16 protein-coding genes are annotated in these 22,772 nt (G+C 66.4%); 12 read left to right on the top strand and 4 right to left on the bottom strand.

Annotated features, from left to right (window positions below):
- Position 1: 1 nt before the first annotated feature.
- The 4 genes from CAFEA_RS10305 to CAFEA_RS10290 all read right to left on the bottom strand — a co-directional run bounded on the left by CAFEA_RS10305 (position 2) and on the right by CAFEA_RS10290 (position 3,781).
- The gene (locus CAFEA_RS10305; RefSeq protein WP_063936965.1) at positions 2 to 949 is read right to left on the bottom strand and encodes an ABC transporter substrate-binding protein; all 948 of its coding nucleotides are present in this window, start codon (positions 947 to 949) and stop codon (positions 2 to 4) included.
- Positions 950 to 1,061: 112 nt separating this feature from the next.
- The gene (locus CAFEA_RS10300; RefSeq protein ID WP_063936966.1) at positions 1,062 to 1,400 is read right to left on the bottom strand and encodes a hypothetical protein; all 339 of its coding nucleotides are present in this window, start codon (positions 1,398 to 1,400) and stop codon (positions 1,062 to 1,064) included.
- A gap of 27 nt (positions 1,401 to 1,427) precedes the next feature.
- Positions 1,428 to 2,966, bottom strand: coding sequence for a SulP family inorganic anion transporter (locus CAFEA_RS10295; protein WP_063936967.1), 1,539 nt, complete (start codon positions 2,964 to 2,966; stop codon positions 1,428 to 1,430).
- A 125-nt stretch (positions 2,967 to 3,091) separates the two neighbouring features.
- A complete protein-coding gene (locus tag CAFEA_RS10290; protein ID WP_063936968.1) occupies positions 3,092 to 3,781 on the bottom strand; it encodes a GAP family protein in 690 nt (229 codons plus the stop codon).
- A 73-nt stretch (positions 3,782 to 3,854) separates the two neighbouring features.
- Between CAFEA_RS10290 and CAFEA_RS10285 the strand changes: the two genes are divergently transcribed.
- From CAFEA_RS10285 to CAFEA_RS10230, 12 genes are all read left to right on the top strand, one after another.
- A complete protein-coding gene (locus CAFEA_RS10285; RefSeq protein WP_063936969.1) occupies positions 3,855 to 4,427 on the top strand; it encodes a TetR/AcrR family transcriptional regulator in 573 nt (190 codons plus the stop codon).
- A gap of 88 nt (positions 4,428 to 4,515) precedes the next feature.
- Positions 4,516 to 6,465: a glycosyltransferase gene (locus tag CAFEA_RS10280; protein WP_143313298.1), complete on the top strand. Its 1,950-nt coding sequence runs from the start codon at positions 4,516 to 4,518 to the stop codon at positions 6,463 to 6,465.
- Positions 6,455 to 6,955 (top strand): phosphatase PAP2 family protein, encoded by a 501-nt coding sequence (locus tag CAFEA_RS10275; RefSeq protein WP_035000234.1) that lies wholly within the window; start codon positions 6,455 to 6,457, stop codon positions 6,953 to 6,955. The genes CAFEA_RS10280 and CAFEA_RS10275 overlap by 11 nt, the downstream gene beginning before the upstream one ends.
- Positions 6,955 to 7,950 (top strand): decaprenyl-phosphate phosphoribosyltransferase, encoded by a 996-nt coding sequence (locus CAFEA_RS10270; protein WP_063936970.1) that lies wholly within the window; start codon positions 6,955 to 6,957, stop codon positions 7,948 to 7,950. Before CAFEA_RS10275 ends, CAFEA_RS10270 begins: the two co-directional genes overlap by 1 nt.
- A gap of 25 nt (positions 7,951 to 7,975) precedes the next feature.
- Positions 7,976 to 9,787 carry an arabinofuranosyltransferase AftB family protein gene (locus tag CAFEA_RS10265; RefSeq protein WP_063936971.1) on the top strand — a complete coding sequence of 604 codons (1,812 nt, stop codon included), beginning with the start codon at positions 7,976 to 7,978 and terminating at the stop codon, positions 9,785 to 9,787.
- A 66-nt stretch (positions 9,788 to 9,853) separates the two neighbouring features.
- Entirely contained in the window at positions 9,854 to 10,867 is a 1,014-nt protein-coding gene (locus tag CAFEA_RS10260) for an alpha/beta hydrolase (RefSeq protein WP_063936972.1), read from the top strand.
- Between the two features lie 281 nt (positions 10,868 to 11,148).
- A complete protein-coding gene (locus CAFEA_RS10255) occupies positions 11,149 to 13,104 on the top strand; it encodes an alpha/beta hydrolase-fold protein (protein WP_035000230.1) in 1,956 nt (651 codons plus the stop codon).
- Entirely contained in the window at positions 13,104 to 13,613 is a 510-nt protein-coding gene (locus tag CAFEA_RS10250) for a DUF732 domain-containing protein (protein WP_063936973.1), read from the top strand. Before CAFEA_RS10255 ends, CAFEA_RS10250 begins: the two co-directional genes overlap by 1 nt.
- Before the next feature lie 24 nt (positions 13,614 to 13,637).
- Positions 13,638 to 14,594: a cutinase family protein gene (locus CAFEA_RS10245; protein ID WP_063936974.1), complete on the top strand. Its 957-nt coding sequence runs from the start codon at positions 13,638 to 13,640 to the stop codon at positions 14,592 to 14,594.
- Positions 14,595 to 14,630: 36 nt separating this feature from the next.
- Complete coding sequence (locus CAFEA_RS10240; protein WP_063936975.1) at positions 14,631 to 16,448, top strand: FadD32-like long-chain-fatty-acid--AMP ligase; 1,818 nt, start codon at positions 14,631 to 14,633, stop codon at positions 16,446 to 16,448.
- 35 nt (positions 16,449 to 16,483) lie between these two features.
- Positions 16,484 to 21,199: a polyketide synthase Pks13 gene (gene pks13 / locus CAFEA_RS10235; RefSeq protein WP_063936976.1), complete on the top strand. Its 4,716-nt coding sequence runs from the start codon at positions 16,484 to 16,486 to the stop codon at positions 21,197 to 21,199.
- Positions 21,196 to 22,737, top strand: coding sequence for an acyl-CoA carboxylase subunit beta (locus tag CAFEA_RS10230; protein ID WP_063936977.1), 1,542 nt, complete (start codon positions 21,196 to 21,198; stop codon positions 22,735 to 22,737). Before pks13 ends, CAFEA_RS10230 begins: the two co-directional genes overlap by 4 nt.
- The last annotated feature ends 35 nt before the right edge of the window (positions 22,738 to 22,772 follow it).

Genomic DNA, 22,772 nt, shown 5'->3' with positions numbered 1-22,772 from the left:
TCTAGAGCTCCTGGTCAATCTGTGTGATCGCGTACGGGATGGTCAGCGGGTTGGGCATGCTCATCGCGTTGGCGGTGTCGGTGTCGAGCCAGTGCACGCCCCCGCGCGTGTTGACGTCAAGGTTCGCAAACGCGGCATCGTTCTTCAGCGCGTCGATCGCGTCGTAGTAGTCCAGGATGAACACGTAGTCCACGTCATTGAAGTCGGAGTAGTTCTCGGGGGACCAATCGATGAAGAAGCTGGATCCGTCACCGTTGAACTTGTCCGGGATGGTAAACCCGAGCTTTTCAATGAAGGAGCCGCGGCCGTCGCCTGCCGTGTACACGCCGAGCTTGCCGTCGTAAGGCATCCCGATGACCGCGGTCTTGCCCTGCAGCTCCGGATGCGCCTGCCGGAAGTCGGCGAAAGCCTGCTCGGATTCTGCGATGAGCTTGTCGCCCTCAGCTTCCTGACCCAACGCCGCCGCGATCTCCTTAATCTGCTCGTCCCACGGCACCTGCCAGTCTTCGTGTTGGTCGGAATGGAAGGTCGCCGGCGCAATCTGCTGCAGCAGGGCCTGCTTGTCGCTGTCGAAACCGCTGTTGACTGCGATGATCTTGGTCGGATCGAGCGCTGCGACCTGCTCAGCGGTGTCGGTGCTGAACTCGGTGGTGGTGTTGCGGATCGGGTTCGGCTCGGCGGTGAGCTTGTCTTTCGCCCACGGTCCGAGGCCGGACGGATCGCCCGAGCCCTCTGCCTCCCAGGTGGCGTAGCCGACCGGTTGCTCCCCCAACGCGAGGACGGTGTCCACGTCGCCAAGCCCGAGCGTGACAATGCGGTCGTTCGACCCCGCCGCGTCGGTGCGCTGGCCGGAGTCTGCGGACTCGCTGGAACAGCCGGTGAGCAGCAGCGCAGCCGCGGTGAAGGTAGCGGTCAACCGCTGAAGCGACAATGGGGAAGTACGTTTCAAGGTTCGCCCTTTCGGTCGGGAACGAAAGCACCCATGGTTAGGTGTGCCTAAGCTAACGCGATTAGCTTAGGGTACGCCGCCGCCACCGGGCAACATCTAGCTGGCCCGGGCTTTAGCGGTGCTGACCGTCGCCGAACTCGCGGCGGAAGTTGCCGTCCCAGTCGTAGTCCGCACCCGGGTCCTGGGTGCCGAAGTTTCCCTGCTCGAGGACGCCCGGCTGCTGGTCGCCGCTGCCCTGGATCCCCATCACCAGAAACACCGCACCGGTAACCGCACCCGCGATGCCGATAAACACGGCGGTGGAGCCGGTGAGGAACGCGAACGAGAGCACGGCCACCACGATGCAGGCTGCGCCGATGGCGTAGTTGCGCGCCGGCGTACCGGAGCTGTTGCGTGGTCCACCTGCGGGGCCGTGGGGGAGACCGTCGTCGTTGTATCCCTTGAACTGCATGATTCGCAGCCTACGGGAGACATGCTGTTATTGGCTGTTGAGTTTTCCGGACAGGCGGTCCAGGCGGTCCTTGCTCGGCCCGTCGAGGCCGACGATGGTGACGGTCTTGCCTCGTTCCTCGAACTTGCGGGTGACGGAGTCCAACGTGGCCACGGTGGAGGCGTCCCACACCTCGGCCGCGCTCAAGTCGAGCACGATGTTTTCTGCAGGGTCGGTGTAGTCGAATGCGTAGACCAGGTCGTTGCTGGAGGCCCAGAACAGCTGGCCGTGGATGCGGTAGGTGCGGGTGTCCACCTGCCCGTCGTTGGTCGTGTCCTCGGCGGAAACCTGCTCGACGGAGGCGAGGTGTGCGACGCGGCGGGCGAAGGTGATCATCGCGGTGATCACGCCGAGTACGACGCCGACGGCGAGGTTGCTGGTGGCAAGCGTTGCTACGACGGTCACCAGCATCACCACGGTCTCCGATAGTGGCATGAATTTCAGGGTGCGCGGGTGCACCGAGTGCCAGTCGATGGTGCCCACGGACACCATGATCATGATGGCCACGAGTGCCGCCATCGGGATCTGGCCCACCACGTCGCCGAGCAGCAGGATGAATGCGAGGAGGAATACGCCGGCCAGCAGCGTAGACAGGCGGGTGCGCGCCCCAGATTCGCGGACGTTGATCATGGTCTGGCCGATCATGGCGCAGCCGCCCATGCCGCCGAAGATGCCGGAGGCGATGTTCGCCACGCCTTGGCCCCAGGATTCTCGGGTTTTGTCGGAGTGGGTGTCGGTGATGTCGTCGACAAGCTTGGCCGTCATCAACGACTCCAGCAGGCCCACGATTGCCATAGCCAGGGAATACGGCGCGATAATCTGAAGCGTTTCCAGCGTCAGTGGCACGTCCGGGATGAACAGGCGCGGCAGGGAATCCGGCAGCTGCCCCATATCCGACACAGTGGGGACGCGGAATCCGGCAAGCCCCACGACAGCGCTGATGACGATGATGGTGATCAACGGGGCGGGGATGGCGCCCGTAAGCTTTGGCCACCCGATCATGATCGCGATGCCAGCTGCGACGAGGGCGTAGACGACCTTTGGTACGTCGATAAGATGCTCCAGCTGCGCGGTGAAGATCAAAATACCCAGCGCGTTGACGAAGCCGGTCATCACCGACCGCGGGATGAAGCGCTGCAGCTTGGCCACCCCGAGCGCCGCGAGCACGATCTGCAGCATGCCCGCCAGCAAGACGGTTGCGATGAAGTAGTCCACCCCGTACTCGCGGGCCACCGGGGCGATGACCAGGGCGACCGCACCCGTGGCGGCCGAGATCATCGCGGGGCGGCCGCCGGTGAACGCGATGGTGATGGCCATGATCACCGAGGCGAACAGCCCGAGCGCCGGATCAACGCCGGCGAGGATGGAAAACGCGATGGCCTCGGGGATGAGCGCCAGTCCGACGGTGAGGCCCGCCAGCACCTCCTTGCGCAGGCGAGTAGGCGACGAAAATGCGTAGCGGAAGGACTCCACAACCCCCGTCGGAGCGGGCGGTTCGTGAGAAATCTCGGTGTGAGCGAAAGCCATGGAATCTACCGTTCTGAATGCGCGGGAAAGTGCCCCCTCGGGCAGGTGAGGGCGTGAAAACGTAGCTACCGTATCGGTCATGCGCATCAAGCGCCAATGCGGCCGTCGCGCGAAACCGGTCCTCACTATGAGGCGGGGAGGTCACCGCGGATCGTCGCAACGCTGTTCGCCACCATGTAGATGCCGACGATGGCGGCGATCCAGAGAAGCGTCACTTTTGCCTCGTACTCGAGGCGGGGGATAAGGCGTTCGAGCCGCGGGAAGAACTTCTGGCCAAAGAGCAGTGCCAAGGTGGCGAGGATGACTGTCGGCAAGATCATGATGAGGCAGTAGATGCCCACGGCCCCGGCCTTGGCCGCGGAGGGGATATCCCAGCTTCCGATGATGCCCATTGCAGCGATGTACGGCAGCATGGTCGCCGCCTCGGTGAGAGATGCGCCGAGGCCCAGGGCGACCATGCTCGGCACACTGCTTGTGGCTCCGGCTGCGCGTTTCGGCAACTGCCCGGGTTCGGGCTTTTTGGGGTTGGGCGCGAAGATGCCGAAAAGCGCGAGGACCGCGCCCAGTATCAACGTGATCCATGGGAAGACGTCGGTCTGCGTGACCCGTTCGGCAATTGAGCCCAGACCGGCGAATCCGAGGAGGATCCCTAGTCCGAGGAGGAAGTACACCGCCGCAACGGTGATCAAATACGCGGTCAGCGCCGGAACTTTAACGGCGCGCCAGTGGACGATAAGCGCAAGGGGGATGACAAGGGTGCCCAAGCTCAGGCTGTCGAGCAGCGCCAAACCACCAACTGCGATGACTGAACCCATGGGACGCTCCGGATCTCTCGTACGAACGTATTACGCCTTACGAACGTACGAGAATCTAGAATGGGGCGCAACCATGAACGACTTCTCCCTGGACCATCAGTTTTCAGAATCGGCCGCGACCATTGCCGACGCCACTATCCGCATCATTGCGTCGCGGGGGCTCGATGCCGTGAGCGTGCGGGAGGTGGCGAAGGAATCCGGGTTCGCCGCCGGCTCTGTGCAGTACCACGCTCCGAACAGGGACACCCTGCTGGCTCACGCGTTCATCCGCTCCATCCAGCGCCAGAGCGAGCGGGTGGCGGCGGTGTCTGAAAGGGAAGGCGAGCTCGAAACCTGGGTGGCGAGGCTTGCCGAGCTCCTCCCGACCGGAGGGGTGCGTTCCGAAGATGCCGCGATCTGGGTCACGTACGGCTCCGCCTCTGCAACCCGGGACTGGATTGCGAAGCTCTACACCGAGGTGCTTGAAGACTTTCAGGGCAACGTTGTCGCTGCGCTGGGCGGTGAGGAGGACGCAAAGCCCAAAGCGCGCCTGGTTACCGCGCTGATCAACGGCCTCGCTCTAGACAACCTGCGGGTTCCCGAATCTGAAGCCAGCCGCATCGTGGCAGACCTTCGCGAAGGCCTGCGTCTCCTCTTCTCCGCCTAACCCGCGCCATCCCGCGAGCCACACCAAGGAATCACCATTGAAGCGATTACGCTTGGTTTCCGACTGCCCACAACAGAAAGTGAGAGCTGTGGAGACGAGCAAGACCCTCGCCGTGGACACGCTGCAGCGCGTCCTCATGCCCAAAAAGGGCGAGCCGCACGACGTGCGCATGCTGTACCTGATCGAGCAGGAGCACAACAAGCAGCGTCTGCGCTGGTCCGACCGCACGAGCTTCGAGGTCCCCGCGGGCAACGAGGTCAGCTTCGAGACCTACTTCAACGCGTTTCCGGCAAGCTACTGGCGCCGCTGGTCGCAACTGGACACGGTGGTCCTGGCCATGGAGATCGAGGGCCGCGCGACCATCTCGGTTTACCGTTCGAAGCACGACGGCACGCGCGTCAGCGTCACCAACGTCGAGGCCACCGGCAGCATCGAAATCCCGCTGAAGCTGAGCAACTTCGAGGACGGCGGCTGGCTGTGGTTCGACGTCACCGCCGAAGACGACACGCGCATCGCCGACGCCGCGTGGTGCTCGCCGCAGGAGCCAAAGGAGCAAGAGCTTGACGACGGCACCGTGGTCCCGCCCCAGCCCAAACAGGTGGCCGTGGGCATCCCCACGTTCAACCGCCCCCGCGACGCCGTCAACGCGCTGCACGCCCTGGCGGAGGACCCGTACGTGGAAGCGTGCATCAGCAACGTCCTCATGCCCGATCAAGGCAACCAGCACCCGGCGAACGAGCCGGACTTCGCCGAAGCCGAAAAGAACTTGAACGGCAAGCTGGAGATTTTCCAGCAGGGCAACCTGGGCGGCTCCGGCGGCTACTCCCGCATCATGTACGAGGCGCTGAACCGCACCGACGCGCCGTTCATCCTGTACATGGATGACGACATCGCCATCGAACCGGATTCCATCGTGCGCGCCGTGCAGGCCGCCCGCTACGCAGCTAAGCCGATCCTGGTGGGCGGGCAGATGCTCAACCTGCAGGACCGCTCGCAGCTGCGCACCACCGGCGAGACCGTGGACCCGGAGATCTTCATGTTCTCCGTCGCCAAGCACGCCGTCTACGACCACGACTTTGCCAAGTACCCGCTGGGTTACGTGGGCACGGACGAAGAGGACCTGGACCCGAAAAAGACCACCTCGCGCCCGCTGCACCGCCGCATCGACGTGGACTACAACGGCTGGTGGATGAACCTGTTCCCGCGCGTGGTGGCGGAGAAGTTGGGGCTGCCGCTGCCGCTGTTTATCAAGTGGGACGACAACGAGTACGCCCTGCGCGCCAAGGAAGCAGGCTTCCCGACGGTGACCTGGCCCGGCGTGGCCATCTGGCACATGGCGTGGGCGGACAAGGACGACGCGATTGACTGGCAGGCGTACTTCCACATGCGCAACCGCCTCATCGTGGCCAGCATCTACGGGCCGGACAACCCGGAGGCGATGCTGAAGAACATGTCTAAATCCACCGCGAAACACTACTTCTGCATGGAGTACTCCACCATCGCCATCCAAAACGAGGCGATGCGCGACTTCCTCGCGGGCCCGGACCAGCTCTTCGACATCCTTGAATCCTCGTTACCGCGGATTCAGGGGATCCGTAAGGAGTACTCGGACGCGCAGGTGCTGCCGTCCGCGACCGACCTGCCCGCGCCGACCGGCGCGCCGGGCGTGCCCACCAACAAGGTCGGCGGGCGCCTGGCCAAGATCAAGAAGATCCCGTGGGCCGTCAAGGCTCTGATGCACCTGCGCAAGGACGAGGACCGCGCGCACTGGGACGCGCCGCAGCTCAACCTCACCGCCGACGAGGCGCGCTGGTACACGCTTGCCCGCGTGGACTCGGCGACCGTGTCCACCGCCGGCGGCACCGGCGTGGCCTTCCGCAAGCGCGACAAGGCACTTGCCGACGACCTGATGCGCGAGCAGAAGGAACTCCGCGCCCAGATCAAGCAGCGCTGGCCGGAACTCAAGCGCACCTACCGCGACGCGCGCGAAGAGCTGACCAGCCACGAGAACTGGGGGAAGGTCTTCGATGCCCAGTAAAGAAACCGACCTTCTCGTCGCCATCCAGGACAAGTTGTACACCCCGGAAACCGCGAAGGCCGCCCGGTGCTTGAGCTACTTCGGCGAGCACGACCTCGGTTGGCTGGCGGTGGCGGGGCTTGGCGGAGCCGTCGATAAGCGAAAGCGCTCCAAGTGGCTCGCGCTCGGTGCCGGTACCTTCGCCGCGCATGCCACGACCGTGGTGCTCAAGCGGATCGTGCGCCGCCCGCGTCCGAACGATGCGCGCGTGAAGATCGGCGTGAAAACGCCCTCGCAGCTGTCGTTTCCCTCGTCGCACGCCGCCAACACCGGCGCCGCAGCCGCGCACCTGGCGGACATCACCGGACGCAAGTGGCCGTGGCTGCTCGTGCCGGTGATGATGCTGTCGCGTAACGTGCTCGGCGTGCATTACCCAACCGACACCCTCGCCGGTGCTGCCCTGGGCGCGGTGACGGCGAAGGCGGCAATCGAGGCTGAGAAGAGGATCTAGTGGCAAACACCCGTGAACCCGTGGACGAGCCCCTGATCAAGTCGGAGCCGCACACCTCCGGCGTTGACCAGGTGATGAAGAAGGCGCCGCCGAAGAACCTCCCGGACGCGATGGTCAAGGGCCTGCGGCCCAAGCAGTGGGTGAAAAACGTTCTCGTGCTGGCCGCGCCCCTGGCCGCCGGCGCGGATGCCTTCAACTCCCGCACCGCTGTGGACATCCTCCTGGCGTTCGTGGTGTTCTGCTTCGGCGCGTCCTCGATCTACCTGATCAACGACGCGCGCGACGTCGAATCCGACCGCCGCCACCCCACCAAGCGCTTCCGCCCGATCGCCTCCGGCATGCTGCCGATCAACCTGGCGTACGTGATGGCGGCGGTGCTCATCGCGCTCTCGCTCGGCCTGTCGCTTCTGGCTACCGACGGCACGTCGCTGGCCTGGGTCATCGGCATCTACATCGCGCTGCAGCTGGGCTACTGCTTCGGCTGGAAGCACGTCCCGGTGATCGACATCGCGCTGGTGTCCTCCGGTTTTATGCTTCGCACCATGGCCGGCGGCGTGGCCGCAGGCATCGCCCTGTCGCAGTGGTTCCTGTTGGTGGCGGCGTTCGGCTCCCTCTTCATGGCATCCGGCAAGCGCTACGCTGAGCTGCTGCTGGTCAAAGAAACCGGCGCGGAGATCCGCCGCTCGCTGCAAGGCTACACCGAGACCTACCTGCGGTTCGTGTGGACGCTTTCCGCCACCGCCGTGGTCATGTCGTACGCGCTGTGGGGTTTCCAACTGTCCAACTCTGTCGGGGGTACCGCCGCCATTTGGTACCAGGTGTCCATGGTGCCGTTTGTCATTGCGATCCTGCGCTACGCCTCCGTAGTCGACGGCGGGCAGGGTGGCGCGCCCGACGAGATCGCTCTGGAAGACCGCGTTCTGCAGCTGCTCGCCGCAGCGTGGCTGTTCTGCATCGCCATGGCCGTCTACGTTGTGCCGAACTTAGGCTGGTAGGTCTTGACCCACTAACATTGTCGCAATGACAAAGACCGCCCGCCTCTCCGTGCTCGCCGCAGCCGTAGTCGCGGGCATCTTCGCGTTCTGGGGCGGGTGGACCCGCCGCTGGATGTCCGACGACGGGCTGATCGTCCTGCGCACCGTGCGCAACCTGCTGGCGGGCAACGGACCCGTGTTCAACGCCGGCGAGCGAGTTGAGGCCAACACCTCCACCCTGTGGCAGTACCTGATCACCGCCGCCGGGTGGGTGACCGGCGCCCGGCTCGAAGACGTAGCCATGTGGCTCGCGCTCCTGTTCACCATCGCTGCCGCCGCGCTGGCCACCTACGCCGCGGGCCGCTACTGGGGCAAGGTCGGGCCGGTTCTCCCGCTCGGCATCATCATCTACCTGGCGCTGCCGCCGGCGCGCGACTTCGCCACTTCAGGGCTGGAGTGGGGCCTGTCGCTGCTGTGGATCGCCGGGTGGTGGGCTGCCCTGGTGGCGTGGGCGGAGCCGGTGCGCCGCCGCGCGCCGGGAGCCGGCTACTTCCTCGCCTTCTGGTGCGGAATGTCCTGGCTCGTGCGCCCGGAGCTGGCCCTCTACGGAGGTGTGACCGGCATCCTGCTCATCTGGTGTTCCCCGCGCAAAACCCCCGGCATCCTTGCCGCGGCGCTGCCTGTACCTGCCGCCTACCAGCTTTTCCGCATGGGGTACTACGGCCTGATCACCCCGCACACCGCAGTGGCCAAATCGGCGTCCGGCTCCGAATGGGCGCGCGGGTTCGAGTACTTCGCAGACTTTGTCGGCTACTACTGGCTCTGGCTGCCCGTGCTTGCCACCGCGGGGTTGGTGGGGTGGATGATGCGGGGAACCGGAGGACGTCGATTAGCAATTGTTTTGCTTGTCACCGGCTGCGCACTCGCCCACATCCTCTACGTGCTGCGCGTCGGCGGCGACTTCATGCACGGGCGCATGTGGCTTCTGCCCCTGTTCGCGCTGCTGCTGCCCGCGATGGCCGTGCCGATTACGCGCGTCAGCATTGCCCTGGCGACCGCCGTGGCCGTGTGGGCCGGCGTAACCATCGTGCGCGCCCACCCCATCGACTGGGAGGCGTACCAGACCGGCGAGAAAGAACTCGGCATCGTGGACGAGCGGGAGTTCTGGACGCTCGCCGTCGGCCGCGAGCTGACTGACCCGCCGCGCTACGCCGAAGATTTCCTCGGCTCCAAGCTCATGCAGAACTGGGAAGACGCCCTGGAAGACGCCATCGACGCCGACGCCGCGCAGCTCAACCTCGCCTACGTCTCGGCGGAGCCGGAGCTGTACAGCTGGTACTACCGCGACCGCGAGGACGAGGAGTCGGATCTGAGCAACCTGCCGCTGACGGCGTATCTAATCAACCTGGGAATGACCAGCATGAACGCGCCTCTCGACGTGCGCATCCTGGACACCGTAGGCCTGGCAACCCCAATCGCCGCGCGCATGCCGCGCGACCCGAAAGGCCGCGTCGGCCACGACAAATTCCTCGACCCCGCCTGGCAGGCCGCCGACACCGACACCTACCTGGACGGGCTGCCGCCGTTTATCAGCTCCATGCGCGCGAAGCAGGCGCGTGCCGCGCTGCGCAGCCCCGAAATCTCCGAACTTTTGGCCACGTCGCGCGAACCCATGAGCTGGGAGCGGTTCTGGAAAAACGTGCGCTATTCGCTTAGCGACGGCCGCACGCTGCAACTTTCCAGCGACCCCGGCCTCTACATCGACACCGATACCCGCCGGGCAATCCGCCGCGGGGCCAACCCCGGGATGGACGGCGCACAGCTCGCCTGGCCGGTGGAGGCGCACGCTAGGAAATAGCGGAGCACGTTTCTAATTGGTAACGTAAACGTGTCTTTTGCCTGAAAACACGTTTTGAGGGGATCTATGAACTCCAAAAATTCTGTGCGCCGTAAGCTCACCGCGCTGCTGATGGCCCTGGTCACCGGCCTGGCAGCCGTGATCGGCGCCCCGCAGGCGTCAGCGGCGCACCGTGACTGGCTGCGACCCGACTCCACCGGCCACTGCGAGTGGGACCGCGTCGGGTTCTGGGTGCAGCGCTGCACCGTCTGGTCCCCCGCGATGAACCGCCACATCCCCGTCCAGATCCAGCCCGCGCAGCGCGCCGGCAACGCTGGCCTGTACATGCTCGACGGCCTGCGCGCCACCGAGATCACCAACGCCTGGGTCAACGACGTCAACGCCGCCCAGATGTTCAAAGACAACAACATCACCCTGGTGATGCCGGTTGGCGGCCAGTCCTCCTTCTACACCGATTGGAACGCCCCGGCGACCTACGACTTCAACCACCCGGTGACCTACAAGTGGGACACCTTCCTGTCCAAGGAGCTGCCGTCCTACCTGCAGACGCACTTCGGCGTCTCGCCCACGAACAACTCCATCCTCGGCCTGTCCATGGGCGGCACCGCCGCGATCAACCTCGCCGCGCTGCACCCGAACCAGTTCCGTCAGGTGCTGTCCTTCTCGGGCTACCTCACCACCACCGTCCCGGGTGCGCAGACCGCGCTTCGCGCCGCGCTTCTCGACGGCGGCATGTACAACCTCAACGCCATGTGGGGCTCCTCGCTGAACCCGCGCCGCTTTGAAAACGACCCGTTTTTGAACATGGGCAACCTCCGCGGCCGCGACGTGTACGTCTCCGCAGGCTCCGGCGTGCCGGGCCCGGCCGACGAGAAGTACCTGCCGCAGCACCGCGCATCCGGCATCGCGCTGGAAAACATCGCGAGCGCCACCACCCGTGCATGGTCCGCGAAGGCCACCGTGACCGGCGTGAAGCACACCGCTGTGTTCACCCCGACCGGCCTGCACAACTGGGACCAGTTCGGCGGCCAGCTCGCGGCCACCAAGCCGCGCATCCTTAACGTGATGAACGCCTGGTAGGCGCCTACCAATCACTAACCGGCTACCGCAGCGCTTGCGGTGCGCCGGTTTTGGCCTTTTCGGGGCAAATGGTGAACCGCAGATGGTGAAAACCTGCTGTGGAGCACGGATTCACCATCGAAGATTCACCATTTGCGTGGATTGGGGCCGGATTGTGCCCGGGGCGGGGGAGGGGCTCGTCGTAACGCATCGCGTGTCGCACACGACTAAACCTTCAAGTGAAACTTAAGCTTTTGGTCGATACTCTTGTGACACCAGTAGCCAGACGAGGTAGGAGACTCATGCGAGACAACCGAACCACCCCAACGCGGCTCGCCGCCGCGGTGCTGCCCGCCGCCCTTGCCCTCACGCTGGCACCCGTCGCTGTCAGCCCCGCCAACGCGCAGTCGAGCCTGCCGGGTGACTTGTCCTCGCAGATGTCTTCGAACCGCGGCATCTCCGACGGCCTGCGCCCGCACGACCCGCCGAAGCGCACCCCGATCGAGGTGGAGACCACCCCGCAGATCCCGGGGCTGCCCGAGGGCGTGAAGGTGGACCGCATCGAGTGGATCACCAACCGCCGCGTCGCCGTGTTTATCAACTCCCCGTCCATGCCGGACCACCCGATCCAGGTGCAGATCCTGCTGGCGCGCGACTGGCACTCCAACCCGACCGCGAAGTTCCCCGAGGTGTGGGCGCTCGACGGCCTGCGCGCGCGTGACGACGAAAACGGCTGGACCATCGAGACGAACATCGAGCAGTTCTACGCCGACAAGAACGTCAATGTGATCCTGCCGGTGGGCGGCGAGTCCTCCTTCTACTCCGACTGGCAGCGCGAGAACAACGGCAAGCACTACAAGTGGGAGACGTTCCTGACCAAGGAGCTCGTCCCGGTGCTGGACAACGAGTTCCGCTCCAATGGCTCCCGCGCCGTGGTGGGCCTGTCCATGGGCGGCACCGCCGCGGTCAACCTGGCTGAGCGCAACCCGCACCTGTTCAAGTTCGTCGGCTCCTTCTCCGGCTACCTGGACACCACCACCACCGGCATGCCCACCGCGATCAAGGCGGCGCAGATGGACGCCGGCGGCTACAACGCGGAAGCGATGTGGGGTCCGCTGGGCTCGCAGGACTGGATCGACCACGACCCGAAGCTGGGCATTGAGAACCTGAAGGACATGACGGTCTACGTCTCCGCAGGCTCCGGCCGCGACGACTTCGGCAACCCGGAGTCCGTAGCAAAGGGCCAGGCCAACCCGGCCGGCATCGGCCTGGAGGTGCTGTCCCGCCTGTCCACCCAGACGTTCGTGGACTACGCCTCGCGCACCGCGGTAAAGCCGATTGTGCGCTTCCGCCCGTCGGGTGTGCACTCTTGGGAGTACTGGCAGTTCGAGATGGCGCAGGCATGGCCGTACATCGCCAACGCGCTGGAGGTGCCGGAGGCGGACCGCGGCTCCAAGTGCACCCCGGTCGGCGCGATCGCCGAGGCCACCAAGTCCGGCACGATCGGCTCCTGCGTCAACGACGAGTACGACGCGGGCAAGGACACAAAGGGCAAGGCCCAGGACTTCCGCGGCGGCACCGCCTACTGGTCCCCAGACACTGGCGCGCACGCGCTGTTCGGCGCGATCTTGGCCAAGTACAACGCGCTCGGCGGCCCGGCGGGCTGGCTGGGCTTCCCGGTCACGGGCGAGACCCCGGCACCGGACGGTGTGGGCCGCTTTGTGCACTTCCAGCACGGTTCGGTGTACTGGACCCCGGAGACCGGCGCTTACGCCATCCCGGGCGACATGTTCGCTGCGTGGGGCAAGAACGGCTACGAGGGCGGCGACCTGAAGTACCCGGTGGCCGAGGCAAACCAGGTGGGTCAGGGCTACGTGCAGAAGTTCCAGGGCGGCTTCCTCACCCGCAACCCGGACGGCACGCACTTCATCGTTCACGGCGCGATCGCGGAGAAGTACGGCGAGATCGGCACCGCCACCTCTGAGCTGGGGTACCCGACCGGCAACGAGATTGCGGTCAAGGGCGGCTTCTTCCAGCCGTTCGAGCACGGCAATATCTACTGGTCCGCGGCCACCGGCGCGCACACCATCCTCACCGGCGACATCTTCGACGAGTGGGGCAAGCGCGGCTACGAGCAGGGTGAGCTGGGCTGGCCGGTCAAGGACATGGAGAAGATTCCGGCGGGCGGCCTGACGATCGACTTCCAGAACGGCACGATCCAGCAGGTCAACGGCCGTGTTGATGTAAGGAAGAACTAGTGCGCAAGGTTGCATTCTGCTTTGCGACGGCCGCTGCCGCCGTCGCCGTGGCCGCCTGCGGGGGCGCCACCGTGGACTCGGACGACGTGACCGACACTCCGACGGTGGCCTCCGAGGCTGAAACTGAATCCGAGACGGAAACTACGGAAACTGCAGAAACGACGGAAACGTCGGAAACGTCGGAGGCTCCGTCGTCGTCGGCTGTGGTGTCGTCGCAAAGCAAACGCGTCGATGATCAGCCGGCCCGCGAGGTGACCGACGTGCCGCAGCAAGCCAGCGCTTTCTCCCCGCAGGAAGAGGCATACCTGGCCACCTTAAGGGAAAGCGGAGTCAACGTCGACGGGATTGAAGACCAGCTCACAGCTACCGGCGCTACGGTGTGCGCTGACAACCTGATCACCCGCGACGCGGTGGCAGGCCAGCTTGTGGAGCAACGCCGCACCGACATGGACGCGGCGGGCGTGGCGGCGCTGATCAGCGACACCGCTCGCGCCAACCTCTGCTCCTAGCAGTACAGAAGGGAGCCTGGGCTCATGCGCACATCGCGCAACGTATTTGTCGTCGCCGCAGTGATTGTGGTGCTGTCTTTAATCGGACTCGGGATCTACCAGTGGCGCTCCGGCGAGACCGGGCTGCCGTCGGCGGACGGCCCGCTGGCAACGTCCGAGGCTCCTGCCTCCCCGTCAGAGACGCAAGCGGCGGAGCCGGACTGGTGCCCCGCGGTCGAGTTCGTCTCCGTGCCCGGCACCTGGGAGTCCGCGGCGGACGATGACCCGTTTGCCCCGGCAGCGAACCCGGCGAGCTTCATGCTCTCGATCACCCAGCCGCTGCAGCAGATGTACGACATCAACCACGTGCGCGTGTTCACGGTGCCGTACACCGCGCAGTTCAAGAACATCCAGACGGCGCACGGCCGTGCCGAGATGACGTACGACGACTCGCGTGCCGAAGGTACCGCGAAGCTTTCCGGCGAGCTGCGGTTTGTGGCGGAAACATGCCCGTCGACGAAGTTCATCATCGCCGGGTTCTCCCAGGGCGCGGTGATCGTGGGCGACGTGGCGTCGAAGATCGGCAATAGCGAAGGGCCGATCGACCCGGAGCGGCTGCTGGGCGCGGTGATGATTGCGGACGGCCGGCGCGAAAACGGCGTGGGCGTCAACCCCGGCGCCGAGGTCGCAGGCGTGGGCGCGGAGATTGTCATGCAGCCGCTGCAGGCGCTGGTGGACCGGGTCACCCCGGGCGCGACCATGACCGGCCCGCGCCCCGGCGGCTTCGGCTTGGTGGAGGACCGCGCGTTTGAGATCTGCGCGCCAGACGACACCGTCTGCGACGCGCCGAAGGGCGTGGGCAACGCCATCGACCGGGCTCACGCGCTCATCGCGGCGAACGGCAATCACGCCATGTACGCGACCAATCCGGCCGTCATTCCCGGGACCACCGTGCCGGAATGGACTGTAGGTTGGGTGCAGAACGTGGTAGAAAGTTTGTAGCCCAAAATAGTTTTGTCCCGCAAAGGAGTTACGGGTATGGATCTTCAGCAGCTCATCGCGCAGTTTTTCGACGACAAAGGCCAAATCGCGCTCCCAGAGCACTTCACCCTCCCACGCCTGAGCGAGACCATCTACCAGGCCCACCTCGCCACCGGCGGCGGTGACGCGTTGAACATCCGCGACTGGGACTACACCTCCAACCCGGAGGGTGAGGCCCGCGAGTTCACCCGCACCCAGGTCAACACCCGCATCAAAGCCGTCGCCGCGCGTCTCGCGCAGGTGGGCGAGCCGGGGGAGCGCGTGGCGATCATGGCTCCGAACTCCGCCGAATACCTCTTCGCGTTCATGGGCGCGCTGTACGCCGGACTGGTGCCGGTGCCGCTGTACGACCCGAACGAGCCCGGCCATGAGGCCCACCTGCGCGCCGTGCTTAACGACGCCAACGTGCGGCTCGTGGTGACCAACTCCGCCGGCGCCCCGGCCGTGCGCGCCTACTTCGCCGACCGGCCGGGTGCCGAGCGCCCCCGCATCCTCGCCGCGGACTCCCTGCCGGACACGCTCGCGGAGTCTTGGCAGCCCATCGCCCCGGTCGAGGGCGAGGACACCGCCGGCGCCATCTGCTTTTTGCAGTACACCTCCGGCTCCACCCGCAACCCTGCCGGCGTGATGATCACCAACGAAGCGCTGGTCACCGACGTGCTCCAGATCAACGAGGCGCTGCGGTTCGAAGCCCCGATGCGCATCCCCACGTGGCTGCCGCAGCACCACGACATGGGTGTCATCGTCGCCATTCTCGGCGTCGTGCTCGGCCAGGCGCTGGATATTATGAGCCCGCGCGACTTTCTGCAGAACCCGAAGCGCTGGGTAGACAAGCTTTCGAGGCGTGACGACGATCCGGCCGACGTCCACATCTACACCTGCATCCCCAACTTCGCGCTCGACCTCGCGGCGCGCTACGCGGCGCCGGAGTCGCCCGACCAGTACGACTTCTCCGCCGTGGACTGCATCATCATCGGCTCCGAATCCGTGACAAAGCCGGGCGTGGAAGCCTTCATCGGCGCGTTCGGCGACTCTGGCCTGGACCGTACTGTGCTGCGCCCCTCCTACGGCCTGGCGGAGACCACCCTGCTGGTGTCGACCGACCGCACCGAGGACCGTCCGAAGTTCGTGGAGTTCGACCGCGAAGCGCTGGCGCAGGGCAAGGCGGTGCCCGCCGAAGACGGCGTGCCCATGGCGTCCAACGGCCAGCCGGTGAAGTGGATGCACTTCGCCATCGTGGACATCGAAACCAAAAACGAACTGCCGGAAGGCGAGATCGGCGAGATCTGGGTCAACGGCAACAACGTCGCCGCCGGCTACCTCGACCGCCCGGAGGAAACCGAGGCGACCTTCCGCAACACCATCGGAACCACCCTCCAGGACGGCCTGCCCAAGGACAACTGGTGCGCCACCGGCGACCTGGGCACCGTGCTGGATGACCACCTTTACATCACCGGCCGTGTGAAAGACCTCGTCGTCGTGGCGGGCCGCAACCACTACCCGCAGGACATCGAGGCCACCGCGATGGAGGCCACCGACCACGTGCGCAAGGACTCCGTCGCCGCGTTCGCCGTGCCGGGCGACGACGTGGAGCGCCTGATCATCCTCGCTGAGCGTGCAGACGGCGCCACCGAGGACGGCGATGCCGCCGCCGAGGACGCCATCCGCTCCGCCATCACCACCAACCACGGCATCTCGCCAGAGGTCGTGGAGTTCCGTGCGCCGGGCGGGGTGGCCCGCTCCACCGCAGGCAAGATCGCCCGCCGCGTCAACGCGAAGCAGTTCACCGAACGCGAACACGCTGCAGCAGAGTAACGAAAAGCCCAAAATGGGCGATACTCTGAACTGTTATGAACGAGCATCAACTGATCCAGTGGCTCACCAGTTGGGTCGAGGGCGCCACCGGCGTCGACTCGGTGGACCCGACCACGCCGCTCGAAACCTACGGCCTCGCATCCCGCGATGCGGTGATCCTCTCCGGCGAGCTGGAAAAGAAGCTCGGCCGGCGGGTCGACCCCACCGTCGCCTACCAGTACCCGACCATCACGGCGCTGGCGAAGGCGCTCCTTGCGCAAAGGCAGGACGCGCCGGAGGTTGAACGTCGAGAAGCAACGAGCTCCCACGACATCGCGATCGTGGGCTCCGCGGGGCGCTTCCCAGGCGCGAAAAACAACGACGAGTTCTGGCAGCTGCTTATCGACGGCCGCTTAGCCACCGGCCCCCTCCCCCCGCTCCGCTGGGACGAATACCTGGGCGACCCTGTGGTGCGCACCAAGATGGCCGAGGAAAACACCGACGGCGGGTACATGGACGGCATCGCGTCCTTTGACCACGAGTTCTTCGGTATCTCCCCGCTCGAGGCGCAGAACATGGACCCGCAGCAGCGCATCATGCTCGAGGTGGCGTGGGAGGCGCTCGAGGACGCCGGCCTGGCGCCCAGCGAGCTGCGCGGCGAGCCGGTGGGCGTATTCGTGGGCTCATCCAACAACGACTACGGCATGCTCATCGCCGCCGACCCGAACGAGGCGCACCCCTACGCGTTGACGGGCGCGTCCTCGGCCGTGATCCCGAACCGCATCTCGTACGCGTTCGACTTCCGCGGTCCGTCGATGAACGTCGACACCGCTTGCTCGTCGTCGCTGGTGTCGGTGCACCACGCGGTGCGCGCACTTCGCGACGGCGAGGCCGACGTCGCCCTGGCCGGCGGCGTGAACATCCTGGCTAACCCGTTCGCGTCGCTGGCGTTTTCCGAGCTCGGCGTGATCTCGCCCACCGGGCGCATCCACGCGTTCTCCGACGACGCCGACGGCATCGTGCGTGCCGACGCCGCGGGCTTTGTCGTGCTCAAGCGCGTCGAGGACGCTATCCGCGACGGCGACAACGTGCTGGCCGTGATCAAGGGCTCGGCGACGAACTCCGACGGCCACTCCAACGGGCTCACCGCCCCGAACCCGGAGGCGCAGGTGGATGTGCTGCGCCGCGCCTACGCCGACGCCGGCGTGGACCCGCACGAGGTGGATCTGGTGGAGGCGCACGGCACCGGCACCATCTTGGGCGACCCGATCGAGGCCGCCGCGCTGGGCGAGGTGCTCGGCCGCGGGCGCGAGGCGGCCGCGCCGCTGCTGCTGGGCTCGGCAAAGTCCAACATCGGCCACTCCGAATCCGCCGCCGGCGTGGTGGCGCTGATCAAGGTGCTGCAGGCACTGAAGCACGACACGATCCCGGAGTCCATCAACTTCTCTGGCCCGAACCATTACGTGGACTTCGACGCCGAGCGCATCGAGGTCGTCCAGGACCCGCGCGAGTGGCCGCGCTACTCCGGCCGCCGCGTCGCCGGCGTTTCCGGCTTCGGCTTCGGCGGCACCAACGCACACGTGGTCGTGGCCGATTTCGACCCGGCCGATTACGACTTTAAAGCCGCGGAGACCGAGGCTGCGTTCGAGGGCGTTTCCGTGGCGGCGCTGCCGGTGTCGGGCCTGCTGCCGTCGCGTCGCAAGGAGGCCGCCGGCGTGCTCGCGGACTTCCTCGAATGCCGCGCGGACGCGGACCTGATCCCCGTCGCGCGCTCGCTGGCCAAGCGCAACCACGGCCGTTCCGCCGCCGTCGTGCAGGCGACTGGCGTCGAGGAAGCCGTGCGCCGACTGCGCCAGGTCGCCGACGGCAAGATCGGCCCCGGCATCGCCGCCGCAGACGCGCCCACCCCGATGGGCCCGGTCTTCGTCTACTCCGGCTTCGGATCCCAGCACCGCAAGATGGCCAAGGAGCTCATCACGCGCTCCCCGCTGTTCGCACGCCGCATGCGCGAGCTGGACGAGATGGTCAAATTCCAGGCCGGCTGGTCCATGCTCGAGATCATCGAAAACGACGAGCTGACCTACGACACCGAAAACGGCCAGGTCACCATCACCGCCATCCAGATCGCCCAGACCGACCTGCTCGCCGCCGCCGGCATCACCCCGGCCGCCACGATGGGCATGTCCATGGGCGAGATCGCCGCGGCCTACGGCGCCGGCGGCTTAAGTGCCGAGGAGTGCATCCTCGTCGCCACCGCGCGTGCCCGCTTGATGGGCGAGGGCGAGGCCATGATCGCCGGCACTGAGCAGGAAGGCGCCATGGCGGTGGTGGAGCTCTCCCGCGAGGAGTTGGCGGAGTTCGTCGATAAGCATGAGCAGGCGGCCGGTGTGGAGCCCGCCGTGTACGCGGGGCCCGGCATGACCACCGTCGGCGGGCCGGGCAAGGCCGTCGACTACGTAGTGGCCGCGCTTGAAGCCGAGGAGAAGTTCGCGCGCAAGCTCAACGTGCGCGGCGCCGGCCACACCAGCGCCCTCGACCCGATCATGGGCGACCTCGCCGGCGAAATCGCCGGCCTGAACGCGCGGCCTTTGCGCGTGCCGCTGTTTTCCTCCGTGGACCGCGGCGAGGTGTACCAGCCCGGCCAAATCGTCCACGACGATGAGTACTTCCTGCGCATGACCCGCCAGCCGGTGTACTTCCAGGACGCGACCGAAGCCGCGTTTAACGCCGGCCACACCACGCTCGTGGAAATCACCCCGAACCCGGTGGCGCTGATGGGCATGATGAACACCGCGTTCGCCGTCGGCAAGCCGGACGCGCAGCTGCTGTACACCACCAAGCGCAAGGTGGACGAGCTGGAATCACTGTTGGACCTCGCCGCGAAACTGTACGTGAACGGCATGGGCGTGGACTTCGGCGCGTTCTACGGCGCGGGTGAAGTGGTGCAGGCGCCGAAGACCATGTTCAGGCAGGTGGACCACTGGACGCCGGCGCGCCCGTCGTCCTCGCGCGCGTCGCTTTTGGGCTCGCGCGTGCGCCTACCGGGCGGCGAAGTGGCGTTTTCCACCGCCGCCGACCAAATCTTCAGCCCGTACCAACTCATCGAGTCCGCCGCCGCCGAGGTCTCGCCGAACGCACGCGTGGTGGCAACCGAGGAGCACGGCTACCTGCCCGCGGACGGCGAGGTGACCACCATCGTCGCCTCCTCGCTCGGCGGGGTGTCCGTCAAGGTGTACGACGGTTCCGCGCTGGTGGCAGAGGGCTTCGCTTCCACCATCGACCGCGCGCCGGTGCAGGGGGTCATGGAGCATCCGCGTGACGACGAACCATCGGCCGATGCCGACACCGCCGACACCGCCGACACCGCCGACACCGATGACGCGGTGCGCTGGGACCCCAACTCCGGCGAATCGGTCGAGGACCGCCTGCGCGACATCGTCTCCGAGTCCATGGGCTACGACGCCGCAGACCTGCCCGACGAGCTGCCGCTGATCGACCTCGGCCTGGACTCCCTGATGGGCATGCGCATCAAAAACCGTGTGGAAAACGACTTCCAGATCCCGCCGCTGCAGGTGCAAACGCTTCGCGACGCCTCCGTCGCCGACGTGATCCGCATCGTCGAAGACGCCGTCGCCGGCAAATCCGAGGAGCCGCAGCCGCTGGCGTACAACGACGAGTCACGCGACCCGGCCGCGGCCACCGAGAAGACCCAGGGCGTGGGCGTTGCCCCACGCGACGCTTCCGAGCGCATGGTCTTCGGCGCCTGGGCCAAGTACGCGGGTGCGGCGGCGGCTGGTGTGACGTCGGCGTTGCCGTCGATTAGCAAGGAGCAGGCGGGCGAGATCGCCGCCCACCTCACTGAGCGCTCCGGTATCGAGGTCACCGCGGACGACGTGCTGGGTGCTGAGACGCTCGAGCCGCTGGCGAACCTCGTGCGCGAGGGGCTGGAGACGCCGGTGGACGGCAACATCCGCGTCTTCCGCGACGGCACCGCCAATCCGGTGTTTGTCTTCCACCCGGCCGGCGGCTCGTCGTCGGTGTACGCGCCGCTCGCGCGCAGGCTCGGCGACGACGTGCCGGTCTACGGCGTGGAGCGCCTCGAGGGCTCCCTGGAGGAGCGCGCCGCCGAGTACGTCAAGGACATTGAGCGCATTGCCGACGGGCGCAAGGTTGTCCTAGCCGGCTGGTCGTTCGGCGGCGCGCTGGCCTACGAGGTCGCGCACCAGCTGGGCAACGACAAGATCGACTACATCGCGCTTCTGGACACCACCCAGCCGTCCGAGCCGATCCCGGACACGCTCGAGGAGACGAAGGCGCGCTGGGGCCGCTACGCCGCCTTTGCCAAGGAGACGTACGGTCTCGAGTTCGACGTGCCGTACGAGCTGCTGGAAACCGCTGGCGAAGACGCGCTTTTGCAAATGCTCACCGAGTTTTTGGCCACCACCGACGCCTCCGAGCACGGCCTGGCCGCCGGCGTGCTCGAGCACCAGCGGGCGTCGTTCGTGGACAACCAGATCCTCAACCACCTGGACTTCAGCCGCTGGGCGGATGTGAAGGTGCCGGTGCTACTGTTCCGCTCCGAGCGCATGCACGACGGTGCGATCCAGCTCGAGCCGAACTACGCGCACATCGATGAGGACGGCGGCTGGGGCGCTATCGTGGACGACCTGACTATCGTCCACCTACCCGGCGACCACCTCGCGGTGGTGGACGAGCCGGCGGTGGGGATCGTCGGCAAGCATATGAACGCATGGATTGAGGGGAAGCGATGAGTACCGCAGACAAACTCGCCGACCTGCGCGAGCGCCTGGACAAGGCACAGGACCCGGGCTCTGAGCGCTCCCGGAAGCGCCGCGACGACGCCGGGCGCACCACCCCGCGCCAGCGCATCGACGCGCTGCTGGACGAAGGCTCCTTCGTCGAAATCGGCACGCTCGCCCGCACCCCCGGCGACCCGGACGCCGTCTACTCCGACGGCGTGGTCACCGGCTACGGGCGCATCGACGGCCGCCCCGTTGCGGTGTACGCCCACGACAAGACCGTCTACGGCGGGTCAGTCGGCGTAACGTTCGGGCGCAAGGTCACCGAGGTCATGGAGTTCGCCATCAAGATCTCCTGCCCGGTGATCGGCATCCAGGACTCCGGCGGCGCGCGCATCCAGGACGCGGTGACGTCGCTGGCCATGTACTCCGAGATCGCGAAGCGCCAGCTGCCGCTGTCGGGCCGCGTGCCGCAGATCTCCATCATGCTGGGCAAGTCCGCTGGCGGCGCCGTGTACGCGCCGGTGACCACGGACTTCGTGGTGGCGGTGGACGGCGAGTCCGAGATGTACGTCACCGGCCCGAACGTGATCCGCGAGGTCACCGGCGAGGACATCACCTCCGCCGAGCTCGGTGGCGCGCGCGTGCAGGAGCAAGCCGGCAACATCCAGGCGGTTGTGGCGACGGAGGGGGACGCCTTCGACTACGTCAAGGACCTGCTGGCGCACCTGCCGACGTCCACGTTCGACGCCGCGCCCGTCGTCGCCGCGCAGCCGGACGAGGAGCTCGACGACTCAGCGCTGGACACCTTCATGCCCGACGACACCAACGCCGGCTACGACATGATGGACCTGCTGGTACAGCTCGGCGACGACGAGGACCTCGTCGAGGTCCAGTCCGGGTACGCGGAGAACCTCATCTGCGCATTCGGGCGTATCGACGGCCGCGCCGTCGGCTTCGTCGCCAACAACCCCATGTACGCCGCGGGCTGCATCGACGCGGACGCCGCCGACAAGGGCGCACGCTTCATCCGCACCTGCGACGCCTACAACATCCCCATCGTCTACGTCGTGGACACCCCCGGCTACCTGCCGGGCGTGGAGCAGGAGCGCGAGGGACTGATTCACCGCGGCGCGAAGTTCGCGTTCGCGGGCGTGGAGGCCACCGTGCCGAAGGTCACGCTGGTGGTGCGCAAGGCCTACGGCGGCGCGTACGCGGTGATGGGTTCGAAGAACCTCAACGGCGACATCAACCTAGCGTGGCCCACCGCCCAGATCGCGGTGATGGGTTCGGCGGCGGCGGTGGTGATGCTGCAGGGCAAGCAGCTCGCCGCCATCGAGGACCCGGCGCAGCGCGAGGCCATGAAGAAGATGTTCATGGACTTCTACGACCAGGAAATGACCTCGCCGTACGTCGCCGCGGAGCGCGGTTACATCGACCAGATGATCGAACCGTCGCAGACCCGCCTCGCTTTACGACGTGCCCTGCGCCAGCTAGCCTCCAAGCAGGAATTCGACCTGCCTAAGAAGCACACCATTAGTCCCCTCTAGTAAGGTTTCACCCCATGCTTTCTTCCACTCTTGAC

This window comes from Corynebacterium afermentans subsp. afermentans (assembly GCF_030408355.1).
In the GTDB taxonomy this organism is placed as follows: Bacteria; Actinomycetota; Actinomycetes; order Mycobacteriales; family Mycobacteriaceae; genus Corynebacterium; species Corynebacterium afermentans.
Note: the sequence above shows the minus strand (reverse complement) of the source record. Positions and strands in the feature narration are given on the sequence as shown.

What these genes read in the sequence shown, in the direction of transcription:
- CAFEA_RS10300 (WP_063936966.1), bottom strand. Translation starts at nt 1,400, where the DNA reads ATGCAGTTCAAGGGATACAACGACGACGGTCTCCCCCACGGCCCCGCA.
- CAFEA_RS10295 (WP_063936967.1), bottom strand. Translation starts at nt 2,966, where the DNA reads ATGGCTTTCGCTCACACCGAGATTTCTCACGAACCGCCCGCTCCGACG.
- CAFEA_RS10290 (WP_063936968.1), bottom strand. Translation starts at nt 3,781, where the DNA reads ATGGGTTCAGTCATCGCAGTTGGTGGTTTGGCGCTGCTCGACAGCCTG.
- CAFEA_RS10285 (WP_063936969.1), top strand. Translation starts at nt 3,855, where the DNA reads ATGAACGACTTCTCCCTGGACCATCAGTTTTCAGAATCGGCCGCGACC.
- CAFEA_RS10275 (WP_035000234.1), top strand. Translation starts at nt 6,455, where the DNA reads ATGCCCAGTAAAGAAACCGACCTTCTCGTCGCCATCCAGGACAAGTTG.
- CAFEA_RS10265 (WP_063936971.1), top strand. Translation starts at nt 7,976, where the DNA reads ATGACAAAGACCGCCCGCCTCTCCGTGCTCGCCGCAGCCGTAGTCGCG.
- CAFEA_RS10260 (WP_063936972.1), top strand. Translation starts at nt 9,854, where the DNA reads ATGAACTCCAAAAATTCTGTGCGCCGTAAGCTCACCGCGCTGCTGATG.
- CAFEA_RS10255 (WP_035000230.1), top strand. Translation starts at nt 11,149, where the DNA reads ATGCGAGACAACCGAACCACCCCAACGCGGCTCGCCGCCGCGGTGCTG.
- CAFEA_RS10245 (WP_063936974.1), top strand. Translation starts at nt 13,638, where the DNA reads ATGCGCACATCGCGCAACGTATTTGTCGTCGCCGCAGTGATTGTGGTG.
- CAFEA_RS10240 (WP_063936975.1), top strand. Translation starts at nt 14,631, where the DNA reads ATGGATCTTCAGCAGCTCATCGCGCAGTTTTTCGACGACAAAGGCCAA.
- pks13 (WP_063936976.1), top strand. Translation starts at nt 16,484, where the DNA reads ATGAACGAGCATCAACTGATCCAGTGGCTCACCAGTTGGGTCGAGGGC.
- CAFEA_RS10230 (WP_063936977.1), top strand. Translation starts at nt 21,196, where the DNA reads ATGAGTACCGCAGACAAACTCGCCGACCTGCGCGAGCGCCTGGACAAG.